A 19,932-nucleotide genomic window follows, 5' to 3' on the forward strand; every position below is an offset into this window, starting at 1 on the left:
ACGGCCGGTCAGGGCCGTTCTCTACATTTATGGGCGAGTGATGTGGCCCAATTGCTGCATTAGACACATTTCGGCACTAGGCTTTCGCGATCAGAGCACTGTGTTGGGTTAGTTACGAACCCGTTTTTTGTTCTGCAAATAAATCAGGTCGCCCAGAATGTATTGCTTCCCAGCACACCCTGGTTGCTCAACCAAGAAGGATCCAAGCCCACAGCACCTTGCAGCCGACGTGGATAGCTTGGTCAGTGTTATAGGAAATACGTCCGGAACACTTGGCGTAATCCGTGGCGGCATGAATAACGAACTCAGCAATGCCCAAGGCAAGCGAACCAGTGATGATACCAACAAACCCACCGTGGATTGCACAATGGGCCCCAAGGGCGTGATACCAGGGCACTCCACAAATCGGAGCTGTGTGGTTTTTGGCTCGAGCTAGGAAATCTCCCTGCAACGGATAGTCCGCCATCGCATGGGCAAAGATCATCAGCGCCAGAATTTCCATGTGTTGCCCCTACTTGAATATGACTTGCATCGTCCGTGTCAGGCTAGCGGCGCTTTATAATTTCATCTGTGACCTAGATCACTTTGGGTGCAGCGGCAGGAATTGAACCTGCTACCAAGACCTAAATACCGATCAGTTGTCGCGACAGACGTTACAACAACTGCACCACTCCCACAAAAGTCTCGAACCAGCCCTTCGCTGCTATCGGCACCAATGGCAGCAATGCGCAGTTATTGACTTTTGCAAAGTCGGCCCCCAGGGCGCGCCGACATGTAGCGAATGGCAGGTCAGAGCCCAAGTTTCAAAATGCTGCACGCTGCATCAATGTCCGCTCCTTTGCGCTGAAGAAAATGTGAATGTGACGGGTCCTTTCGATATGGAATCTCAATCGAGCTGTCATTGCAGCAAAGCCATGTAACCGTAGAAATACGGATTGGTGATTGTGCCCACACCTGCGATGAATGCAAATGGCAGTCTTATACTCAATAGTTTCCCGGCGAAACGCTTTGCTATGGGCGTTTGCCGTCATACTCGGGCTCAGCGGGGTGGCGTTTTTTGAACGGCAAAACGTGGTCCGTGAACTGACGGTCAAAAGTGCAACACTGCATCGCTTGGCCTCCCAGCGGGCGGATCAACATGATGCGCATTTGACATCTTTGTCTGCGATTTTTGTGGCGGGTGGGGTTGAGCGGCAAGATTTGGTACTGGATGTCGCGGCAACAATCACGCGCTTCTATCCACGTATTACCTCGGTGAATGTCGTCCCATATGATCCGTCCCAACCGATGATAGAAACGCAGCCCAGTCTCTCGGCACAGGCCAGGGAACGTGTCGTTGAATTGGCGCGCCGCTCGACAGGGGCTCTGCAAATTGGGCAAATGCCAGATTTGTCGGATCATTACCTGCTTGTGAAACGCACACCCAATTCTGACGTGGCGCAGCATGGTTTGGCGCTGGTGATCGACGCCCGCGCGCTGATTGCCACAGATGATCCGTTTTGGGAAGCGCCATCGACTTCTTTGCGTCTATCCACACCAGACGGCCAAACGGTATTGGTGGGTCAGGTTGCATCAGGTGAAACTGGGTTTTCCAAACCGCTTGGAAGTGTGTCTCAGCCTTTGGTATTTGAGACCTCTTTGGCGATCGGGCTGTCTGACCTCTTGCCAGCCAGGAAAATGTTCTCTGTGATCGCAGTGGTCACAACGCTCTTTTTGCTGTCGGCCTTCGGTTTCAAACAACGCGCGCGCACCAAAGATGCAGAAAACCGCGCCAAACTCAGCGCGCAGGAAACGCGGCTCGCCCATGCGTCGCGCGTCAATGCAATGGGCGAAATGGCCAGCGGCATGGCGCATGAACTGGCGCAACCGCTGACCGCAATCCTGAGCCAAGCACAGGCAGGACGTCATTTGGCGCGGCGCGGTGATGTTGAACGTCTTGGCACTGTGTTGGACGACACGGTATCCCAAGCACGGCGCGCAGCGAATATCCTTGATCGCCTGAGACGCTGGAGCAAACCCAACCGTGCGCCTTCTGAGAGCTGTTCTGTCCACGAAGCCGCCCAAAGCGTTCAGAACCTGTTGGCATTGGAGGCCAAGACGAAGGGGGCTGCGATTACACTATCGTTGCATGAGGAACCCCTCTTTGTTGACGCCGATCCGGTTGAGTTGGAACAGATTGTGTTTAATCTCGTGCGCAATGCGTTTGATGCCTCGGATGCGGCACAGGTCACGATCAGCACGCATATCGATGGTCCGTCGGCTGTTCTGGATGTCAGCGATACCGGGCCAGGAGTGGCTGAACACCTCAAGCCCCGCATCTTTGAACCTTTCGTGACAGGTAAACCGGACGGAACGGGGCTTGGCCTCGCGCTGTGTCAAAGGCTGGTCGAGGAAATGAGCGGTGATATCATGCTGTTGGACGACACCAACCAGACCACTTTCCGTCTGTCCCTGCCGCTTTCAACAAAGGCGGTGGCAACATGAGCGATCGCGTTTACCTCGTTGATGATGATGAAGCCGTCCGCAACGCATTAAGCCTGCTGTTGGAAACCGTCGGGCTGAATGTACGCAGCTTTGCATCGCCCGAGACATTCTTGACGCAAGCGGCAAATCTGACGCCGGGCTGCCTGATCCTTGATATCAGGATGCCCGCGATTTCGGGCCTGAAACTACAAGAAAAGCTGACCGACCTGGGCGTATCATGGCCCACTGTTATTATCAGCGGGCATGGCGATATCGAGGCATGCAGGCGCGCGTTTCGCAATGGCGCGATCGATTTTTTGAGCAAGCCGGTAGACGAACAAGACCTGATCGACGCGATCCAGAAGGGTCACCGAGAACTTGAGAGCCTCCAGCAGGCGTCAGCAGAACGCGCGGAGGCGGTGGCATTGGTGCAGCATCTCTCCACACGCGAACAACAAGTCTTGGAGATGATCGCGAAGGGCCTGACAACCAAGCAAATCGCCGATGCGCTCACCCTGTCGCCCCGCACGGTAGAAAGTCACCGCGCAGCGATTGCGGCCAAAGCGGGCACGTCTTCGGCGGCCGAACTGACACGGTATTGGCTGGATGCACAGGCCGATCAGTAGAACTACGGATTCCTTTGCGGAGGCTACGAATTCCGCCAATCTACATGGCAGATTAGAACCGGAGCATCAGTTCAACAAAAGGAGAAACACGATGATCCGTTCTATTGCTCTTGCGACAGCCCTGCTGACACCAATCGCGGCCTTTGCCCAAGACCTGCCGACAGCGCCCTATCTGCCGCTCAATATGGCAACCAAATCCGCACAAGCCGCCGTCGCAGCTTGCTCTGCCGAGGGCTACAATGTCAGCGTCGCAATCGTTGCGCGCAGCGGCGTGACCAAAGTGCATTTGCGCGCTGACAACGCAGGCCCGCACACAGTTGGCTCCAGCACAGGTAAGGCCTTCACATCCGCTAGCATGGGCCGTGACACGGCAGGTCTTGCGGGCTTTATCGGCGCCAAACCTGAAAACGGCGGCCTGCGCGATATGGACAGCCGTCTGGTGATCCAGGCAGGCGGATTACCGATCAAAATCGGTGGCGCTTTGGTCGGTGGCATCGGAGTCGGTGGCGCGCCATCCGGTGCGATTGACGAGACATGTGCGCGCGCAGGTCTTGACGCAATCGGCGCTGAATAATCCAATCGCGGCCCGTCCCGAATTGGGACGGGCCAATCTCATTGAAAGGAAAAATCATGCTTCGTTTTTTGCTGCTCGCTTTGGCAATTGGCATCGCTGGCGCTTCCCATGCACAAACGGGCCCGTCTGCGTCGGACATCGTGTCTTATACCGGCCTGCATCTTGCAGCCCATGAGGGCGATGTGGATGAGATCAACCGTCTGATCGCAGCAGGTGCTGATCTGAACATCCGTGATCGGTCCCTGCGCACCCCTGCGCATATCGCGGCCTTTGCCTCACATGATGACGCGCTGACAGCTCTCGCAAACGGTGGCGCAGATATGAATGCCTTGGAAAACGGTATCTATGATGTTCTGACGATAGCAGCGGTGGTGAATGATCCTGAGATGGTCTCGCTTGCCATGCAGCTTGGCAATAAGCCCGATCTGATCACCAGCGTTTATGACGGCACCGCCTTGATTGCCGCGGCCCACCTTGGGCACCATGATGTCGTGGCGCGTCTGGTGGCTGGTGGCGCACCACTGGATCATATCAACAATCTGACGTGGACGGCTTTGATTGAAGCGGTTGTCTTGGGTGACGGTGGCACAGACCACATCAAAACGGTGCAGATCCTCGTTGAGGCGGGCGCAGATAAATCCATCGGAGATCGCGATGGGGTTACACCGCTGCAACACGCCACGTCACGCGGCTACACCGAAATTGTCGACATCCTGAAATAGGATGTATGGCAATGACCCTATCAAGGTGTGATACCTTGAAGGCTGCCGTGCCCACAAAGCTCGTTGCAACTTTCCCATAGCCGCCGTCGGCGCAACTGCGGCGAATGGCAGCTTCGTCCGCTGACTTGCCGTTAGTGCAGCCCGCAGCGAATGTCGGCTCCCCGCCCTTTGTGCTCGATATACCGCGTCATGCTGCACCCAGCACGAATGTCGTAGAAGGGCTGGAAGCTGCCGTTAGACGGGTTTGTCACGAACGGCAGGTCAGGGCCGTTCTCGACATTTATAGGCGAGTGAAGAGGCCCAATTATTGCACCATGCACATATAGGTACTAAGGGCGGGGAGCCGCCGTTCGCTGCGGTGGTAATGAACGGCCGGTTCGGGCTTATTCTGTTGAAAAACTCAGTGTTTGGCCAATTGGGTGCATTTTGGCGGAACACCGTCCCGCCGACGCGCCATTCTGCGAATAAATTTTGCTGGACGCGCATCCACGAAGCAGTTGTTCCGAATTATGGCGGCGTTTTTCTTGTGAGGGAGCATTTCAACAGAATATGCTGGAAGCACCAGTTGGACCGGATCTAGAGCGCTTGGTACGGGAGTGGCTATGCCGTGCCACAGGCGTTTGGCACCGTGGAAGTGAGGTGAGAGGAGCTGATGGATATTGTTAGATTAGGAAGCATCGGATGTGGTCTTGGGTCTGCGCTTCGCCACGTCACTTAAATACCAGACTAAATCCGCCACATCGGGGCTTGCTGATTTGTGCCGAGGCGGTCTCTTGGCTGCCCCGACACGTATTGCCGTCAGCTACCCGGTGCTTTGTAGGCTTTGGCAATCTCACCCGCCTTTGTTTGCATCGCGGTAAATTCGTCAGAAGTGAACGCCCGTATGGTCTTGAGATTGCTGACCGCGCCGCTGGCACCAGTCGCCATAAGCCCGGAGATCAGGTCGGTAGCGTCATCAATGGTGACTTTGATCGAGAAATCGTTGTCGCCAGTAGTCAGGTAGAAGCTTTCAAGCGTGCCGCCCGCTGCTTCGACAAGGGAGCGGGCTGCCGCTTCTCGGTCACTCGGATTTTCGACCATCGCCTTCATGGCCGAAGCCGTGTAGCTGCCGGTTACGATATATCTTGGCATGGATGAATCCTCCCTGAGGTAGCAGACTCGCGAACCACACGCCGACACCATGTCTGACATTCCGGAACGCAAGTCGAACTGCGGCATTCTTAGCCGATATCCGCCAAATAGAGCGCCAGGAGGCAATGTCACGCTACGGGCGACGTTCATATAATCTGGATCATACATTTGGTGATGGCGGGGCAGTTCAGCCCGCCGCGCTCCGCACCAGCTTGGGCCCGATCGCCGACGTCTGGGCCGAAGCTGGATACGGAGTGCCATACGAGTTTGTCACTGTGGAGGTGAGTTAGAAAGAACTGATGGGCAGAAATTTTGGCGCTCCGCATGACTGATAGGTATTTATCCACTCTTGTCGCCAAAGGCCGGAATGGGCCGAGGCTGTGTGAAAACTCAATTCGGCCGCGATTTCTAAGAATACTATTCCAGTATCAGCCGCTCTGGAGAGCACTTTCCCGAAGGCTCTGAAGCATTGGTGTGTACTGAGAATATCCTCCCGCGGAATTCTCGAAATACCGAGTTTTCCCACAGTCCCAGCCGTTCTCGACATTTATAGGCGAGTGAAGTGGCCCAATTGCTGCACAATGCACATATAGGTACTAAGGGCCGTTCTTGACAGTAATGGGAGAGGGAAGCGGGCCGATTGTGCACAGCTAAAATCAACAGATATGAGTCCATCATGCCCCGCTGACCGACCGCACAACCACTGGACAACCGGCGAGACAGCTTAGAATTCCAACCCGCTTCCACTCGCCCCTCCCTGCCGCACAAGCACAAGCTACAGCGGACCTAAGGCGCTAGGCGACACACAAGGCCGCATATAGTCATCCGCTCCACAGAGGCAGGACAGCGCGCGTCAGCTATAGATATGACGCCATCGCCCTTGCCAAAGCCGAGCGTAAACAGCCCGAATTCAGGTACATCCCAAAACGCCCACACAGCCCATATCCGGCCCGTGTAGGTGGGGATAGATCACCAGCACCACCGCCCACTCGCCACTCCGATGCCTCCCATGGCCCGCCCGCTGCCCGTGTCTGTCGCACTGCGTAGGGAGGGGGGGAGGCTCGATCCTTAGCCCCGATTTCCCCCACACCGGCGGCGGAGCTTTCTCCTAACAATGCCAAAACTTCAACAGGGGGTCGAATGATCGACTGGCCAGCCAACAAAATCACCAAGCGCAAGGTTGAAAGGCTCGTGCCTTATGCCCGCAACGCCCGCACGCACAGCGCCGAACAGGTGAAAGAGATTGCCGCCTCGATCAAGGAATGGGGTTGGACAATTACCGTGCTCATTGACGAGGTGGGCGGGATCATTGCAGGCCAACTCTGGCGGGGACTATTAGGCCGCATCGTAAACTAGACACGTTATACTTCCGGCAACCGATGATCTTGAAATAGGTGAAGTCGGTCTGTCACATTTCGCTAATAGCAGTGGTTTTGTCCGTGAACTCGGCGGCAGTTTTGATCACGGATTTAATCCGGAGAGGTGATCAGGTCAGCTTTCTTCAGAAAACCCTTCTCGGGCATGCTGCGCATACCCTGCTAGGCAAGGGGTAAGTCGATGATTCAGAGACAAAATACCTCTTCTCATCCGTGTATTTTGCCGCCAACTTGCGTGTCGTCAGCGCTTCATTTTCAAGCGCGAACTCGATCAGATCATCCCGCTTGGCCTGAGGGATACTGTTCCAGACAGACTTTAGGCGGGGAGAGCGATCCGCCAAGGCGTCAAAGCCACCTTCGACATAGCGATCATATCCCGTTGACCTCTCAGTGAATGCAAGCATTCACCGAGAGGGGCGGTAGAATGTGGTGCGCGGGATGCCCAACATATCCAAAGTCTGCTCCCCCCCCTCTCGGCAATGGAAACATCGCCTGCCGGGCAACGGGACAGATGGAACCACTCAACGGTGCGGATGATTTCCAGTTTCTCTGTCACCCGGCAGATTGCCGCGCAATCACCTGCCGGGTGACAGACACCTCATTCCTCGTATCCCCCATCCACTGCCCGGCAGGGCATTGCAAAGCAATCCCGAGAGGGGTCTGTAATGCTTTTTTTGAGCAGGCGATTTTCCAATGTGAGGTCCGCAACGCATTCCTTCAGTGCCATCGCCTCGGATCGCAGGTCTTTCACCTCAGGCGAAGTGGCCTGACGGGCCGTATCACCGGACAAACGCCGCTTCCCAGATTCAAGGAACTCCCCTCTCATGCATATAAACATGCACTGCCGGGCAGTGCTTGGACCAGTTGTAATACTGCCCCTCAAAAATGCCTTCGCGGCGGCACAGTGCCGAGATGCTTTCCTCGCCACGCAAGCCCGCTAAAACAATACGGATCTTCTCCTCGGATGAATAGGTTTGCCGGGTCTTGCGGTGCATGGATTTGACCAGCTTGGTAGCCGAAGCTTTGCTGGTTCCGGATTTCATGTTCATCTTCACTCCTTAACAGTTACGATGACCCAGAAATCCTCTGTTGTTCAAATCCTAAATTCTGTCCCACAGGTGCCCCCTATGTCAGGGATGTTGTCCGCTGCTCTACTTTTCCTTTATTTTTCAGGTGGGCGGGATAGGACGATGACATGGGATATTCACCGGAACGCAAGGCCGCTGTGCTGAAGCGGATGCTTCCGCCGAACAACCTACCTGTGCGGCAATTGTCGCAGGAGGAGGGGATTTCGGAGGCGACACTGCACAAATGGCGGTCTCAGGCGCGTGGCAAGGGTCAGCTTTTGCCGAATGCCGATGCTGGCCCCGAGGGTTGGGCCTCGCGCGACAAGTTTGCGGCGGTGCTGGAGACGGCTGCGATGAATGACGCCGATCTGGCGGAATACTGTCGCCAGCGCGGCCTTTTTGCCGAACAGATCAAGACGTGGCGCGTGGCCTGCGAGCAGGCGAACGACTGGGATCGCAGCAGCACGGCCCGAATGAGCCAGGCCACAAGGGAAGAGAAGAAGCGGATCAAGGTTCTGGAGCGGGAACTGGCCCGCAAGGACCGCGCCCTGGCAGAAACCGCCGCCCTTCTGGTTCTCAGAAAAATGGCTTCAGCGATCTGGGGGGGCGACGAGGACGCATGATCAGTACCCCACATCGCCAAACCGCCGCCCTGCTGATCGAAGAAGCGGTCACCGCTGGCGCGCGCCGTTTCAAAGCCTGTGCCGAGATGAAACTCAGCGCGCGGACATTGCGCCGCTGGACGCAGGGCGGTCAGGTTCAGGCTGACCAGCGCCCCCTGGCCCAACGTCCGGAGCCGCGCAACAAGCTTAGCGCAGAAGAACGCGCCGCCGTTCTGGCTGTCTGCAATAGCGAGGAGTTTGCCAGCCTCCCGCCCAGCCAAATCGTTCCCAGATTGGCCGATCAAGGGCAATATCTGGCCTCGGAATCCAGCTTTTACCGCATCCTGCGCGCGCAGGGACAGCAGCAGCACCGTGGCCGGGCAAGGCCAAGCACCCGGCGCAAGCCGCCAACCAGTTACAGAGCTGCCGGTCCTTGCGTGGTCTGGACTTGGGACATCACCTGGATGCCGGGGCCGGTGGCAGGCATGTTCTTCTACCTGTATCTGATCGTGGACATCTTCAGTCGCAAAATTGTGGGCTGGGAGGTCCATGAACGCGAAGCTGCGGAATTGGCAGCGACGCTGATCCAAAAGGCAGTCTGGTCCGAAGCCTGCATCTCGCGACCACTGGTTCTGCATGCTGATAACGGCAGCCCTATGAAGGGCGCGACAATGAAGGTAACGCTCGAAAAGCTGGGCATCGCGGCGTCCTACAGCCGCCCGCGCGTCAGCAACGACAACCCATTTTCCGAGGCGCTATTTCGCACCTGCAAGTATCGCCCGGATTGGCCCAAAAAGGGTTTTTCCACGAAGACCGATGCCCAGGCCTGGGTGAAATCTTTCGCAACCTGGTACAACAATGATCACTTCCACAGCGCGATCCGCTTCGTCACGCCAAACATGCGCCACGGCGGAAAAGACCTCGATGCTCTCGCAAACCGTGCCATTCTCTATGCAAATGCACGGGCGCAAAAACCAGAACGATGGTCAGGAAAGACGCGCAACTGGAAGCCCGCCGGAGCCGTCTGGCTGAACCCTGAACGCGAAACCGGCGCCCCAGAAATAAGAGACGCCGCATGAAATCGGCGGACAACTTCTTTGACAAACACCGGGTGCTGACGTCAGACACTGTACGTCGGCAGAGTTTTTGGGTCTGACGAACAGCGCAAAGTCTCCAGTGAGAAACTTCTGGACGGTTTGGTGAATTGATACAGTTGATTTCGAGACTTCAAAATGGACCAAGTGATCTTGGTTAGCAATCTTGCTCACAAGACCGCATCGTTGCTGACAGGGTTGGGGGCGCGGGTCATCAAGACGGCGCGTCCTTCATGGATGGTGCCAATATCAATCCTCCAAAGTAATAAATGGTAACACCGTTGTAGGCCAAGGCAGTGGTGCCGGTCTAACCCACGCCACCGGTTTCGATGTTCACTACCTCACCGCAGTGTTTGCAATGCACCGCGTCCGGGTCATGACGATACAGGCCGCATGCCTTGCACCTGTGACGCACTTTCTGGGGCGAAAATATAGCCTGCGCCAGCCGCACAAACAGAGCCACACCAACCACCATGATAAAGACTGAAAACAACTTACCCGCAGGTGTTATCAGAGTGATGTCGCCAAACCCGGTGGTGGTCAATGTCGCGATGGTGAAATAGAGCGCATCAATATAGGGCGTGTCACTGCTGTCCACGTCGATAAAAAAGACCCGCACCGACGTTGCGGTGACAAAGACAAAAACCAGCAGATTGATAGCGGCGATCACCGCGTCCTCGTGTGTGCGAAAAAACGGGCTGTCCCGCCGTAGATCGCGCAGCAGATGATAGGAGTGGATCAAGCGCAACCCCCGCAAAATCCGTAGGAACGCCAAGTTTCCGGACAACAACGGATCCAGCAATAGCGACAGAACCACCACCAGATCAGCCAGCGTGTAGATTTGTTTCAGCAAGGCGCGGCGATCTTTGGCGATCCAGAGGCGGGCTGAGAAATCCATCAAGATCACCACTCCCACCAGAAAGCTGGTCGTGCTCAGAAAACGACCCTGCTCCATATGTGCGGTGCCAACAAAGAACACGATTGTGACAGCATCAAACATGATCAGCACATAGCGAAACTTGACCGAAGTGGACCCGGACCCTGCGTAAAGGCCCCGAACCGTCTGTTTGAACGCGCTCATATATTCCCTCCACTATTAGAGGTCATGTAAGCGCAAAAAGGGTTGGGCGTGCAAGGTCGGCCGCATCAAGCCCACATAGCCCAGCGTTTCAATGTGAAACCGAAAGCCTATCGGGCATTTTTTTTGGCGCTTATTTTTTGCATAGGATGCGAGAAAAATTGCATCTATAGTTGTCCAGAAATAGCAACAATAGGAGGAAAAGTTGAATTCTCTGAAGAAACTATTTCGTGGATTGCGCGTGGCGCTAAGGGATGGCCGGGTAAAGAGTATTTTGGCCTTTACGATAGCGATCGTGCTTTGGGCCTCAGTTTTCTATCGCTATGTCGAGGGATGGAGTTGGTTGGATTCCATATATTTTTCCGTCGTAACAATTTCGACTGTTGGGTTCGGTGACTTCTCCCCTGAGACCGCGCCTGGTAAGATCTTCACCATGTTCTACATTGTCATTGGTCTCGGAATTTTTGTGACCGCAGTAACGACAGTAGCGGATTCAATTCTATCTCAAAGTGGCGAAGGAGAAAGCGACGAACAGTGAAGACACGTGCGATTCCGATGGGCCCTGCAGCTCCAACGCATTCACTGGCCTTCTATATCCACAGGGAATCGCGCCCAGTTTTTGGGCAATATGCAGACATTTACTCCGCGTGATTTGTTCTCGCCTGGTAAGATGAAGAACGGAAGAAACGCGTATTAACGGGAGTGTCGCGGGGTCAGTCGGAACTGCACAAAGGAAGATATCCGCGAACATTCAAAACCTTTGGATATGCATATCAAGCTTTTTGAAGATACAGTGAAGAAAAATGCGAAAAACCTGATGGTTGGATCCTGCACTAAAAATTGACGCCAGTGATTGAAAGGGACTTGGGATGGAACGCACGCAAAATGCAAAGTTTGTAGACTTGGCAATTCGAATGATTTTTTTGGGGCTATTCGTTTACAGCGCCTTCTTAATGGTGGCCCCATTGGCAAGTGCGGTGATCTGGGCACTCATTCTTTGTGTGGCATTATACCCGTTATACGATTGGCTTCAAAGCAAGCTTGGCGGCCGAAAAAAAGTGGCGGCGACTGCACTGGCCCTCATTGGTTTGGCGTTCACATTGGGGCCTGTGGCTTCGGCCATGTTTGGAGCTACAGAGCTTTGGTCGGAATTCGCAGACAAAGCCGCCGCCGGGGGACTAAAGGTTCCACCGCCACCTGAAGGCCTAAAGGATATTCCTGTCGTTGGCGCCAAAGCTGCTAGCATCTGGTCGATGTTCGAAAGAAACTTGGATGGGGCACTGGCAAAATACGCCCCCCAGATTCTGGACGTCTCAAAAACAGTCTTTGGCAAAGTCTTGGGGATTGGTCTCGGTCTGCTGGGAATGGCACTTTCTGTGATTATTATGGGTGTACTTTTTGTACCGGGGCCAAATCTCGTGCGGGGCCTGCGAAAATTTGGCAACCGCGTCTTTGCTCCGCGCGGTGGTGAGTTCGTTGATTTGGCGGGCGCCACTGTGCGGAACGTGACAAAAGGAGTCATTGGAGTTGCCGCGATTCAAGCGGTTGTTGTCTGGATCCTACTAAAGATGTTTGGGATTTCGTCGGCCTCTACGCTTGCCTTGATCAGCCTGATCCTGTCGATCATTCAGATCGGCCCTGGCCTCGTTCTGTTGCCTGTGATCATCTACGCGTGGAGCTCTATGTCGGGCGGTGCCGCTCTTGCGCTGACCGTGCTGGCGGTTCCGGTGAGCATTATGGACAGTTTCCTGCGTCCGGTCTTTATTTCCAAAGGCTTAGATACACCGATGCTCGTCATCTTGATTGGCGTTTTGGGCGGGATGATGGCCTATGGCCTGGTCGGTATATTCATTGGCCCGGTGTTGTTAGCCGTTTTCTATGAGTTGTTTGTCCTCTGGATAGAAGCTGAGTCCGAAGTCGATGAGGTGGTTCCAGGAGACGCAGGATGAAACGCGCAATCTGGACGACGCTGGCCATTTTGGTGCTGTTCCTTGGCTGGTATATTACGGCTGATCGACGGACTCCATTTACTGGAAATGCCAGGGTTAAGGCCGTTGTCACTTACATTGTGCCGCAAGTGTCGGGCACAGTGACCGAGGTTCTGGTCGAGAATGGCCAAGTCGTGTCCGCCGGTACTGTTCTGGCGCGCATCGACCGCAGGCCGTATGAGATTGGCAAGGCCCGTGCCCAAGCTGATCTGGAAACCGCAACCCAGGAAGTCGGGGCGTCTTCGGCGCAGGTCAGCGCTGCGCAAGCAAGTATGGCCCGGGCACGAAGCGATCTCGACACAATACGTCTGCAGGCAGAACGGGTGTTTGCGTTAGAGAAGAAAGGCCTGATTTCACTTGTACGCGCCGATGACGCACGCGGAGAGCTGGCCAAATCTGCGGCCAATCTGGAAAATGCCGCGGCGGATCTGGAACGCGCAAAACAACAACTCGGTGAAAAAGGTCAGGAAAACCCCAAAATTCAACGGGCCCTCGCCGCTCTGGCAGAGGCGGAGTTGAACTTGGAGTGGACCGAGTTGAAGGCGCCTGCCGAAGGGGTCATTTCCAATGTATTGATCGCTCCAGGAACGTATGCCCGCGCCGGACGCGAGCTTTTGACGTTTCTTGATGCTACGGATGTTTGGATCGAAGCCTATCTGACGGAAAATAATCTGGGTCTCGCAAAGGTCGGCTCCCCGGTTGATGTCGTGCTTGATATGCATCCCGGCAGGGTCGTTCGGGGCGTTGTCGAGAGTTTCAGCAGTGCTGTCTCGATCAGTGGCGGTGACGAAGTAGGCCAATTGGCCAGTGCCCCCACTTCGAAAGGATTCCTGCGAGAACCCGAACGCTTTCCTGTGCGGATCGTACTGCCAGGCTATGAAGCCGGGAGCCTGGATGGTGACCTCCGGTTTCAGCTGAATGGGCAGGCGGATATCATCATGTATCTCAGTGATAATAAGTTGATGAACGCGATCGGGCGTGCATATATTTGCGTGGTGTCCGTCTTGTCTTATGCGTACTGAAGACCAGCGATCTGTTATTCGGCTGACCCTCGGAACTACGGGGGTGTTTACACTTGGTTTAGCTTTGGGCTGGCCGCTGGCCTCTATCGGCGCAGTTTTTACCGCGCTCTTTTTGCAAGCCCCTGCTGGACTGACCTTGAGAGCGTCAGGAATCCTGTTTGCTTTTGGGCTCGCCGTGATGCTGTTTTCTTGGTTACTGTCGTCAATCCTCGTACCATATCCGGTTGTCTATCTGGCCGCGGTCTGCATTGCGATTGTGATGTCATTTGCCTGGTCCCTGTCCGGAGCAGGACTGTTACCCGGTGTTCTTGCGCTGATGGCGGCTATGATGGTTCCAAATCTTGTCTTGCAATCGAGAGATTTGGCTCTTGTGCTTGCGGGCTGGATTCCAGTGAACCTGTTGATTGCAGGATTTACCTCAGGTTTGATGTTCACGCTCTTTCCAGCAAAGCCACAGGCCGCGTCACAAAAGACTAAACAGCCGGCACCGGAATTCGACACGGGCCGAAGAATGCTGAGAATGTCCTTGGTAACCGTTCCATTTGCTTTTGTGTTCTTTGTTTCCGGCGGCACGGCCCTTTTGGTTTTGTTTTTTGTAGCCTTACTCAGTCAACAACTGGCTGCGATGCCCGCAGCAGGAAAGAACGTTGCCAAGGCCATGCTAACGGCAAACATGTTAGGCGCCGGCGTCGCGATTTTGTGTTTTGAGATCAATGTTCTTGCTCCAAGCATCGTAACCCCAGCACTTCTTTGCCTCTTGCTCTGCCTGTCTCTGGGCAGACTGGGTAAATCCAGCAACCGTCTCGCCCCGGCAGCGGGCTCGGCAATTACAACGGCCCTGATTATCTATGGCGGTTCAATCGCGCCCTTCTCAGACGAAGCAGACGTCAAAAGCGTGACCCGCGTCTTGCAGATTGCAAGTGCATTATTTTTCGTCATTCTCGCATATGTTGTCGTGGATGAATTTTGGCCAGAAAAAGAACGTCAAAAAGCATAGAGGCTGTCTGGGGTTTCCAACGGGATCGTTAGGGCGCTCGTTTCTGAAAATCCTCTGGCGCTGGCAATGTCGAGCTTGGTTTTTCAGGCAGCCCGGTACAACATATGGGCGTGCTATTGAGAGAGGGGACCAAAATGCGAGTACTGGTTGCTATACTATGTTCATTTGGTATTTCAGTATCAGCGTCTGATCTGGAAACCTGGGGAGAAATAGGTGTCTGGGAAATTCTGGTTGATGCCGCTGTTGGCAATGGTTGCCTGGCGCAGCGGATTTTTGAAGACGGAACCCTGGTGCAGATAGGCGCAGAACCGGCGCGAAATGGCGGTTTCTTCGCGGCTTACAATGCCGAGTGGTCCGATATTAAGGACGGAGCGATCGGCATTGTGAATATTGACTTTGGCGATGCTCGGTTTGCCGGTGACGTGGTTGGCAAGATCAACCAAAACTTGCCGGGCGGGTACGCATTTTTCGATAATCCGAGTTTTGTCACCGAATTTGGCGAGCGCCAATCGGTCATGATATCGGGCGAAACTGGTCGGTTGATCGAGATTGATCTAACCGGATCCAAGCGCGCAATAGAGGCGGTTTTAGACTGCCAAAAAGAACAGCCAGAACCTGTCTCAAATTGATGTGTCAGGTTATTCTAACTGCTCAAGATCGGGCACACAGGGTTTGCGATCAGTTGGCATTTCATCCGCTCCATCTGTCCGTTTGCTCCGTGAACCGCCAATATCCATCTTGAAATTCGGTTCTGAGAGTTTACCCGTTACCTCAAATGGCCAGGCGCTGCGGGCCAGTGGCTTGCCAACCCGGCGGGGCTCTGCGCGCAGTGCGATTGTGTCCTTTCTCCAGTTAACCGTTCCTCTGGCGACAAGTTGAACACTGGCGGTCTCGGCAACCAGCGAGTCAAATGTCACATTCCCCGCATTGATCCGCACCGGGGCGACCACACAAACAATATCGGTGTACCCTTGGTGCAGCTCCTCCGAGAACAGCCATGGGAAAATCCCAAGACCGGCCAATTCAAGCAGGCTGGTGGCCACATCCCCTTTGCTCATCGAGATCGAGGCCGAGCCATACATGGAATTAATGAAGGTGCTGATCGAACTTCGGTTACCGGTGACATCAAAACGACCGCGCAGCTTACCGTGGGCGTCGATGCTAAGTCCGACTGCATCAAGAATTTTTCCAAAATCCCATCCGCCGGTGGCACCAGATACCGACAAAAGTTCGGGCGTTTCCAGTAGATCCATTTTGGCCTCGATCTTGAAATACCCGCCGCCATAGGTCACTTCGAGTGGACCCAAATGGGCCTGTCCGTCCCGAGCGATAAATTCGCTTGAAACGCTCGAAACACCCAGTTGACCGGTGATTTCCTTTATGTCGATCAACACCGTCAGATCGGTGTCCAGAAACAGTTTCTCAAAATCGACCAGATCGGTTGGTTTTCCCTCCTCCTTGGGCAGAACCAGGGGCTGAACCTCAGGTTCCTCTGGTTTGTCTGCTTCGGGTACACCTACTTCATCTGTTTCTCCAATGCGGCCCAGCTGCACAACGCCAGCAATCGCATTTTTCAGGTCGTCGATATCCAGCCGGTCGCTGAATATGAGCCCGTCAATCTGGGGGCGACCCTCGGTCACGGTGGTTTCCAGCGAGGCCTCAAGCCGAGAAGTTCCCGCCGCCAGCCCAAGTTTTGTCGAGAATTCCTTGCCCTGTCCGAGGGCCGAAGCACTGATTTCCAACGGCCCAGTATCCACCTCTTCCAGCTTAAGCGCTCCAAGAAACTGAGCACCGTCCGTGATATCGAGGTCAAAGTCGAATTCCAAGCCGTCAATATCAATGACATTTCCAAGAGCAACGTGGGCCTTCAGTGCCCAGACCTCTGTGTTGACAGTATAAGCGTCGAGCTTGTTCAAGCTAATAAACCCCTGGGCATCATCAACTGCAAAATCCGCCTCAACCCCACCAAAAGCCTCTGCGACATCGTCGCCCAAGCCCTTCAGAACCAGCGAAGCTGGGGCGGCGAGTTTGCCACTGAGATCAAGCTGTATTAGCTGCAACAAGTTCAGGATATTACCTTTGGCGACAATGTAGGGTGCGTCGCGCGGGCCGGCCTGCAGCGAGATATCTTCAAGTGCAAGCTGCCCTTCGGGCGTGCGGCGGACACGTCCGATTGAAACTGGGCCAACTTGATCCAACCCCTGATCAAAGGCATTGGTGGCCAGCAGCAATTCGTCAAACTCCAGCGATTGTCCTTCGCTGACGATATGCGCCGAAATGCCTGCCAGTTTGAGGTCTTTCAACTCTTTGGCTGGTTCCGGAGGTTGTCCTTTAGGGTGAAATCGTGCGTTGAAAGCTACGTCAAATCCGTCCGCTTCCAGCAGGTTTTCCACCGATCCTTCCGCCTTTATCTGCTGGCCTTCCGCGAGATCAACGACGGCAGAAAGATTCGAAATCTTTAATGCTCCCGACTGGCTTGTCAGGTCGGCAGAGAGTTTGCCGGTGCCTTCCAGAACCCGGTCCAAACCAATCACATCCAGAAAATCGCCGAACTCGCCGGTATCCAGGTCCAGCGTTCCGGTGAATCCTCCGCCTTGGTCTGGCGGGATGGCACTGCCGTCAAAATTCAGCTTCAACTCGCCAAATTTCGCCTGCGTGGTGAAGGGGGCGCCGGTGGGATAGCTGCCCTCAATCTCGAAGACCTGCCCATTGACCGAGCCAAGGCTGGTGACACCAAGACGATTGCCGTCGTTCAGCTGGTCAAGGTTCAGGTTCTCAAGGTCAAAGACAAAGGAAAACCCTGACACCCGGTTGTCGATGGTCAACCCGATTGAGGTGAAGGAGACCGTTCGGTGCCGCAAAAATCCAAGGATGCCACCGCTGCTTTGCTTCTGGCTGTCCGGAGCTTCTGTCTGTGCATTCTCCGCCGTCTCAGTCTTTGGTTTTGCGGTCCTGTTCCTTGGTGTCCAACTGGTGGTTCCGTCCGCTTGGGTCAGCATGTTCAGTTGCAGACCATCCACCGTCAGATTGTCCAGATCGACGTGCCCGTTCAGGAGCTCGACAAGGTTCAGGTCCAATTCCAGAAAATTCAGTTCTGCCAGGTTGGTATCGGGAATATTCTCGCTGGGGATAACGACCCTTGCGACGGTAATCCGGCTGATGGGGCCAGGAACCACACTGACATCGTCCTTGACGTGTAGCGGTTGGCCAATCTGCTCGGATAGTACCGTTTCCACAATTCCGCGCCGAAAACCGGAAAAGAACGGTGCCGCAAGGAGCATCCAACCAAGGACAAGCAGGAGGACTGCCGCCCCAAGTACCCATTTTACGATCCGGGAAATCCACTTAGCCATAGCCCAACGTCCCCTAATTCGAAATTGATCTACTCACGCGGGCGGCGATAATACTCCGCCCGCCAAAATTTCAATCATAGTCGGTTTCAGGATTCCGACAAACCGGCCCTGATTTTAACGGCGGCGGGGACGCCCGGCCCGGCGCCTGACCCGCTTGCGGACCCTGCTTTTTGTGATCGCGCCGGATACGGCTCCGACGGCGGCACCTATTGCGGCGCCCTGCGCGGGATCACCGTTGGTTACTTCTGCGATCACAGCACCCGCTACAGCACCCTGAAGCGCCCGTTTGCCAATTATGCCGGCCTCAACCGGAAGCGGCGCAGAAAAAGTGGCGCATAAGGCCAATGCCGAGGCAACGCCGATCATCCGTCGGTGGGTCAAAAGATAAGTCATTCCACTTTACTCCCGGAGTTCCATGTTTCAACCGATTGGCTGCCGTCAGGCATCGTGACCAAAATGATCCCCTCGGGTTTGCCGTTTATGAAACTCCCTTGGTACGAGGTGCCATCTGGATCAAATGCCGTTCCGGCACCGTTGGGCGATCCACCAGCAAATTTCCCAAGGAACGAAGATCCGTTTGCACTTTCTAACATTCCGGATCCGCTGGGAGAGCCTTCCTCAAATTCACCTACATAGCTGGTGTCATCAGTGCTCACCAAAGTGCCAAAACCATGGCGTTGGTTGTTTTCGGCATCGCCAAAGTATATCTCGCCCTCGTCTGACTCGTAGTAGACAAGCAGCGGCCCAACCCCGGTGCCATCCATGATTTCGCCATCGACCACCCAGCCTTCGGGCGTCGTCAACTTACCAATGCCATGATCACTGCCCGCGATCAGCTCGCCTTCGAAGGAATAGCCGTTGCTCGATAGGACCAGGACGTTTCCGATTGGTTCTCCTGACTTGAAAGTGCCTTCGATGCTTTCAAACCCACTACCATCATCGTTGCGATACCAAACCTTGCCGACACCGTCGGCCTTACCGTTGAGAACATCGCCGTCATAGCGTGTCTCAAATCCCTTGGCGTCCCAATAGATAAGGCTACCACGACCGTTGGCCATGCCGTTGATGCAAGATCCTGTCCAGGTTGCGCCTTCACCGGTGACGCTGTCGCCGCTGGTCCAGATCATGCAGTTCGTCAGCGGGTCGCGCAGCCATGAGCCGTCTGGTCCGGCGGTGGCCTGGCCCGCCTCGTCTTCGTCGATCAGAACAAAGGTGACGCGCCGGTTCAGTGCCTTGCCCTCAGTCGACAGGTTCGAGGCAATCGGGTCGATGGAGCCCACACCAACCGCGACCAATCGGTCTGGGTTGATGCTATCTGCTGACAGAGCTGTCACGACGGCTTGTGCCCGGTTTTCAGACAGCGTGCGGTTGGTTTCAAAATCGCCGGTGTTGTCTGTGTGCCCGACGACCGCCAACCGTGCGTCAGGCAGCACCTTGAGGACACCCGCCAGTTTGGCAATGACATTGGCAGAGTTTGCGGTCAGCGCCGCGCTACCGGTCTCAAAGAAGGCGCCGCTCATAGCCACTCGCCCATCCGAGCGCAGAGCGCTTAGCACCTGCGCCTCAGTCATGTCGCCAATGGCTTGTGTTCCCGCGTCCATGCCGAGCTGCGGCACTGTCTGCGCCGGGGCCATCCCTCCCAAGCTGGTTGATAGCAGCAATATGGCCGCCGCTGTGGTTCTATTTCGCATGATTTCTCTCCCTTTATTGATTACGTATGCAGTTATTGTCACCGTTTCTTATGAGTTCGTGTTCTCAGTTTCTCTTTGAAATTTGCAGGATGTTCGGAATGCAATTTTGGGATTGTGCCCCCGATGCCGAGCCCACAAGGGGCGCAAC

The 19,932-nt window shown here is 55.0% G+C and carries 17 protein-coding genes and 1 pseudogene; 11 read left to right on the plus strand and 7 right to left on the minus strand.

Annotation, left to right across the window (positions count from 1 at the left end; genetic code table 11):
• Positions 1–187 precede the first annotated feature (187 nt).
• A complete protein-coding gene (locus QPJ95_RS16845) occupies positions 188–502 on the minus strand; it encodes a DUF3307 domain-containing protein (protein WP_270919582.1) in 315 nt (104 codons plus the stop codon).
• A gap of 545 nt (positions 503–1,047) precedes the next feature.
• Between QPJ95_RS16845 and QPJ95_RS16850 the strand changes: the two genes are divergently transcribed.
• The 4 genes from QPJ95_RS16850 (at position 1,048) to QPJ95_RS16865 (ending at position 4,385) form a co-directional block, all read left to right on the plus strand.
• The gene (locus QPJ95_RS16850; protein ID WP_286018147.1) at positions 1,048–2,484 is read left to right on the plus strand and encodes a sensor histidine kinase; all 1,437 of its coding nucleotides are present in this window, start codon (positions 1,048–1,050) and stop codon (positions 2,482–2,484) included.
• On the plus strand, positions 2,481–3,089 hold the full coding sequence (locus tag QPJ95_RS16855; protein WP_270919581.1) for a response regulator transcription factor: 609 nt from the start codon (positions 2,481–2,483) through the stop codon (positions 3,087–3,089). Before QPJ95_RS16850 ends, QPJ95_RS16855 begins: the two co-directional genes overlap by 4 nt.
• A gap of 91 nt (positions 3,090–3,180) precedes the next feature.
• The gene (locus QPJ95_RS16860; protein ID WP_270919580.1) at positions 3,181–3,663 is read left to right on the plus strand and encodes a GlcG/HbpS family heme-binding protein; all 483 of its coding nucleotides are present in this window, start codon (positions 3,181–3,183) and stop codon (positions 3,661–3,663) included.
• Between the two features lie 56 nt (positions 3,664–3,719).
• Positions 3,720–4,385: an ankyrin repeat domain-containing protein gene (locus QPJ95_RS16865; RefSeq protein WP_270919579.1), complete on the plus strand. Its 666-nt coding sequence runs from the start codon at positions 3,720–3,722 to the stop codon at positions 4,383–4,385.
• A 798-nt stretch (positions 4,386–5,183) separates the two neighbouring features.
• Here the strand turns inward: QPJ95_RS16865 and QPJ95_RS16870 are convergent.
• A complete protein-coding gene (locus QPJ95_RS16870; RefSeq protein WP_270919578.1) occupies positions 5,184–5,516 on the minus strand; it encodes a GYD domain-containing protein in 333 nt (110 codons plus the stop codon).
• A gap of 1,140 nt (positions 5,517–6,656) precedes the next feature.
• Here QPJ95_RS16870 and QPJ95_RS16875 point away from each other — a divergent pair.
• Entirely contained in the window at positions 6,657–6,872 is a 216-nt protein-coding gene (locus tag QPJ95_RS16875; protein ID WP_270919577.1) for a ParB N-terminal domain-containing protein, read from the plus strand.
• A gap of 193 nt (positions 6,873–7,065) precedes the next feature.
• Here the strand turns inward: QPJ95_RS16875 and QPJ95_RS24285 are convergent.
• A pseudogene (locus QPJ95_RS24285) lies at positions 7,066–7,941 on the minus strand (transposase); the annotation flags it as partial.
• Between the two features lie 146 nt (positions 7,942–8,087).
• On the opposite strand from QPJ95_RS24285, the gene QPJ95_RS16885 reads away from it, so the two are divergent.
• Positions 8,088–9,640 (plus strand): IS3 family transposase gene (locus QPJ95_RS16885; RefSeq protein ID WP_270919576.1). Its coding sequence is split into 2 segments (ribosomal slippage): positions 8,088–8,556 and positions 8,556–9,640, totalling 1,554 coding nucleotides; the frame shifts between segments, so codons are not numbered across the junction.
• Between the two features lie 322 nt (positions 9,641–9,962).
• Here the strand turns inward: QPJ95_RS16885 and QPJ95_RS16890 are convergent.
• Complete coding sequence (locus QPJ95_RS16890; protein ID WP_270919575.1) at positions 9,963–10,736, minus strand: potassium channel family protein; 774 nt, start codon at positions 10,734–10,736, stop codon at positions 9,963–9,965.
• Positions 10,737–10,938: 202 nt separating this feature from the next.
• On the opposite strand from QPJ95_RS16890, the gene QPJ95_RS16895 reads away from it, so the two are divergent.
• The 5 genes from QPJ95_RS16895 (at position 10,939) to QPJ95_RS16915 (ending at position 15,369) form a co-directional block, all read left to right on the plus strand.
• Positions 10,939–11,271, plus strand: coding sequence for a potassium channel family protein (locus QPJ95_RS16895; RefSeq protein ID WP_270919574.1), 333 nt, complete (start codon positions 10,939–10,941; stop codon positions 11,269–11,271).
• Between the two features lie 331 nt (positions 11,272–11,602).
• On the plus strand, positions 11,603–12,682 hold the full coding sequence (locus QPJ95_RS16900) for an AI-2E family transporter (protein WP_270919573.1): 1,080 nt from the start codon (positions 11,603–11,605) through the stop codon (positions 12,680–12,682).
• A complete protein-coding gene (locus QPJ95_RS16905) occupies positions 12,679–13,743 on the plus strand; it encodes an HlyD family secretion protein (RefSeq protein ID WP_270919572.1) in 1,065 nt (354 codons plus the stop codon). The genes QPJ95_RS16900 and QPJ95_RS16905 overlap by 4 nt, the downstream gene beginning before the upstream one ends.
• A 43-nt stretch (positions 13,744–13,786) precedes the next feature.
• Positions 13,787–14,740 (plus strand): hypothetical protein, encoded by a 954-nt coding sequence (locus QPJ95_RS16910; protein WP_286018148.1) that lies wholly within the window; start codon positions 13,787–13,789, stop codon positions 14,738–14,740.
• Between the two features lie 104 nt (positions 14,741–14,844).
• The gene (locus QPJ95_RS16915) at positions 14,845–15,369 is read left to right on the plus strand and encodes a hypothetical protein (RefSeq protein ID WP_270919570.1); all 525 of its coding nucleotides are present in this window, start codon (positions 14,845–14,847) and stop codon (positions 15,367–15,369) included.
• A 9-nt stretch (positions 15,370–15,378) separates the two neighbouring features.
• Here the strand turns inward: QPJ95_RS16915 and QPJ95_RS16920 are convergent, their stop codons facing one another.
• The 3 genes from QPJ95_RS16920 to QPJ95_RS16930 all read right to left on the minus strand — a co-directional run bounded on the left by QPJ95_RS16920 (position 15,379) and on the right by QPJ95_RS16930 (position 19,784).
• Positions 15,379–18,093, minus strand: a complete 2,715-nt coding sequence (locus tag QPJ95_RS16920) for an AsmA family protein (RefSeq protein ID WP_270919569.1) — start codon at positions 18,091–18,093, stop codon at positions 15,379–15,381.
• A gap of 114 nt (positions 18,094–18,207) precedes the next feature.
• Positions 18,208–18,486 carry a glycine zipper domain-containing protein gene (locus QPJ95_RS16925; RefSeq protein WP_270919568.1) on the minus strand — a complete coding sequence of 93 codons (279 nt, stop codon included), beginning with the start codon at positions 18,484–18,486 and terminating at the stop codon, positions 18,208–18,210.
• Positions 18,483–19,784, minus strand: coding sequence for an OmpA family protein (locus QPJ95_RS16930; RefSeq protein WP_270919567.1), 1,302 nt, complete (start codon positions 19,782–19,784; stop codon positions 18,483–18,485). The genes QPJ95_RS16925 and QPJ95_RS16930 overlap by 4 nt, the downstream gene beginning before the upstream one ends.
• Positions 19,785–19,932 lie beyond the last annotated feature (148 nt).

Source organism: Parasedimentitalea psychrophila, assembly GCF_030285785.1.
Taxonomy (GTDB): domain Bacteria; phylum Pseudomonadota; class Alphaproteobacteria; order Rhodobacterales; family Rhodobacteraceae; genus Parasedimentitalea; species Parasedimentitalea psychrophila.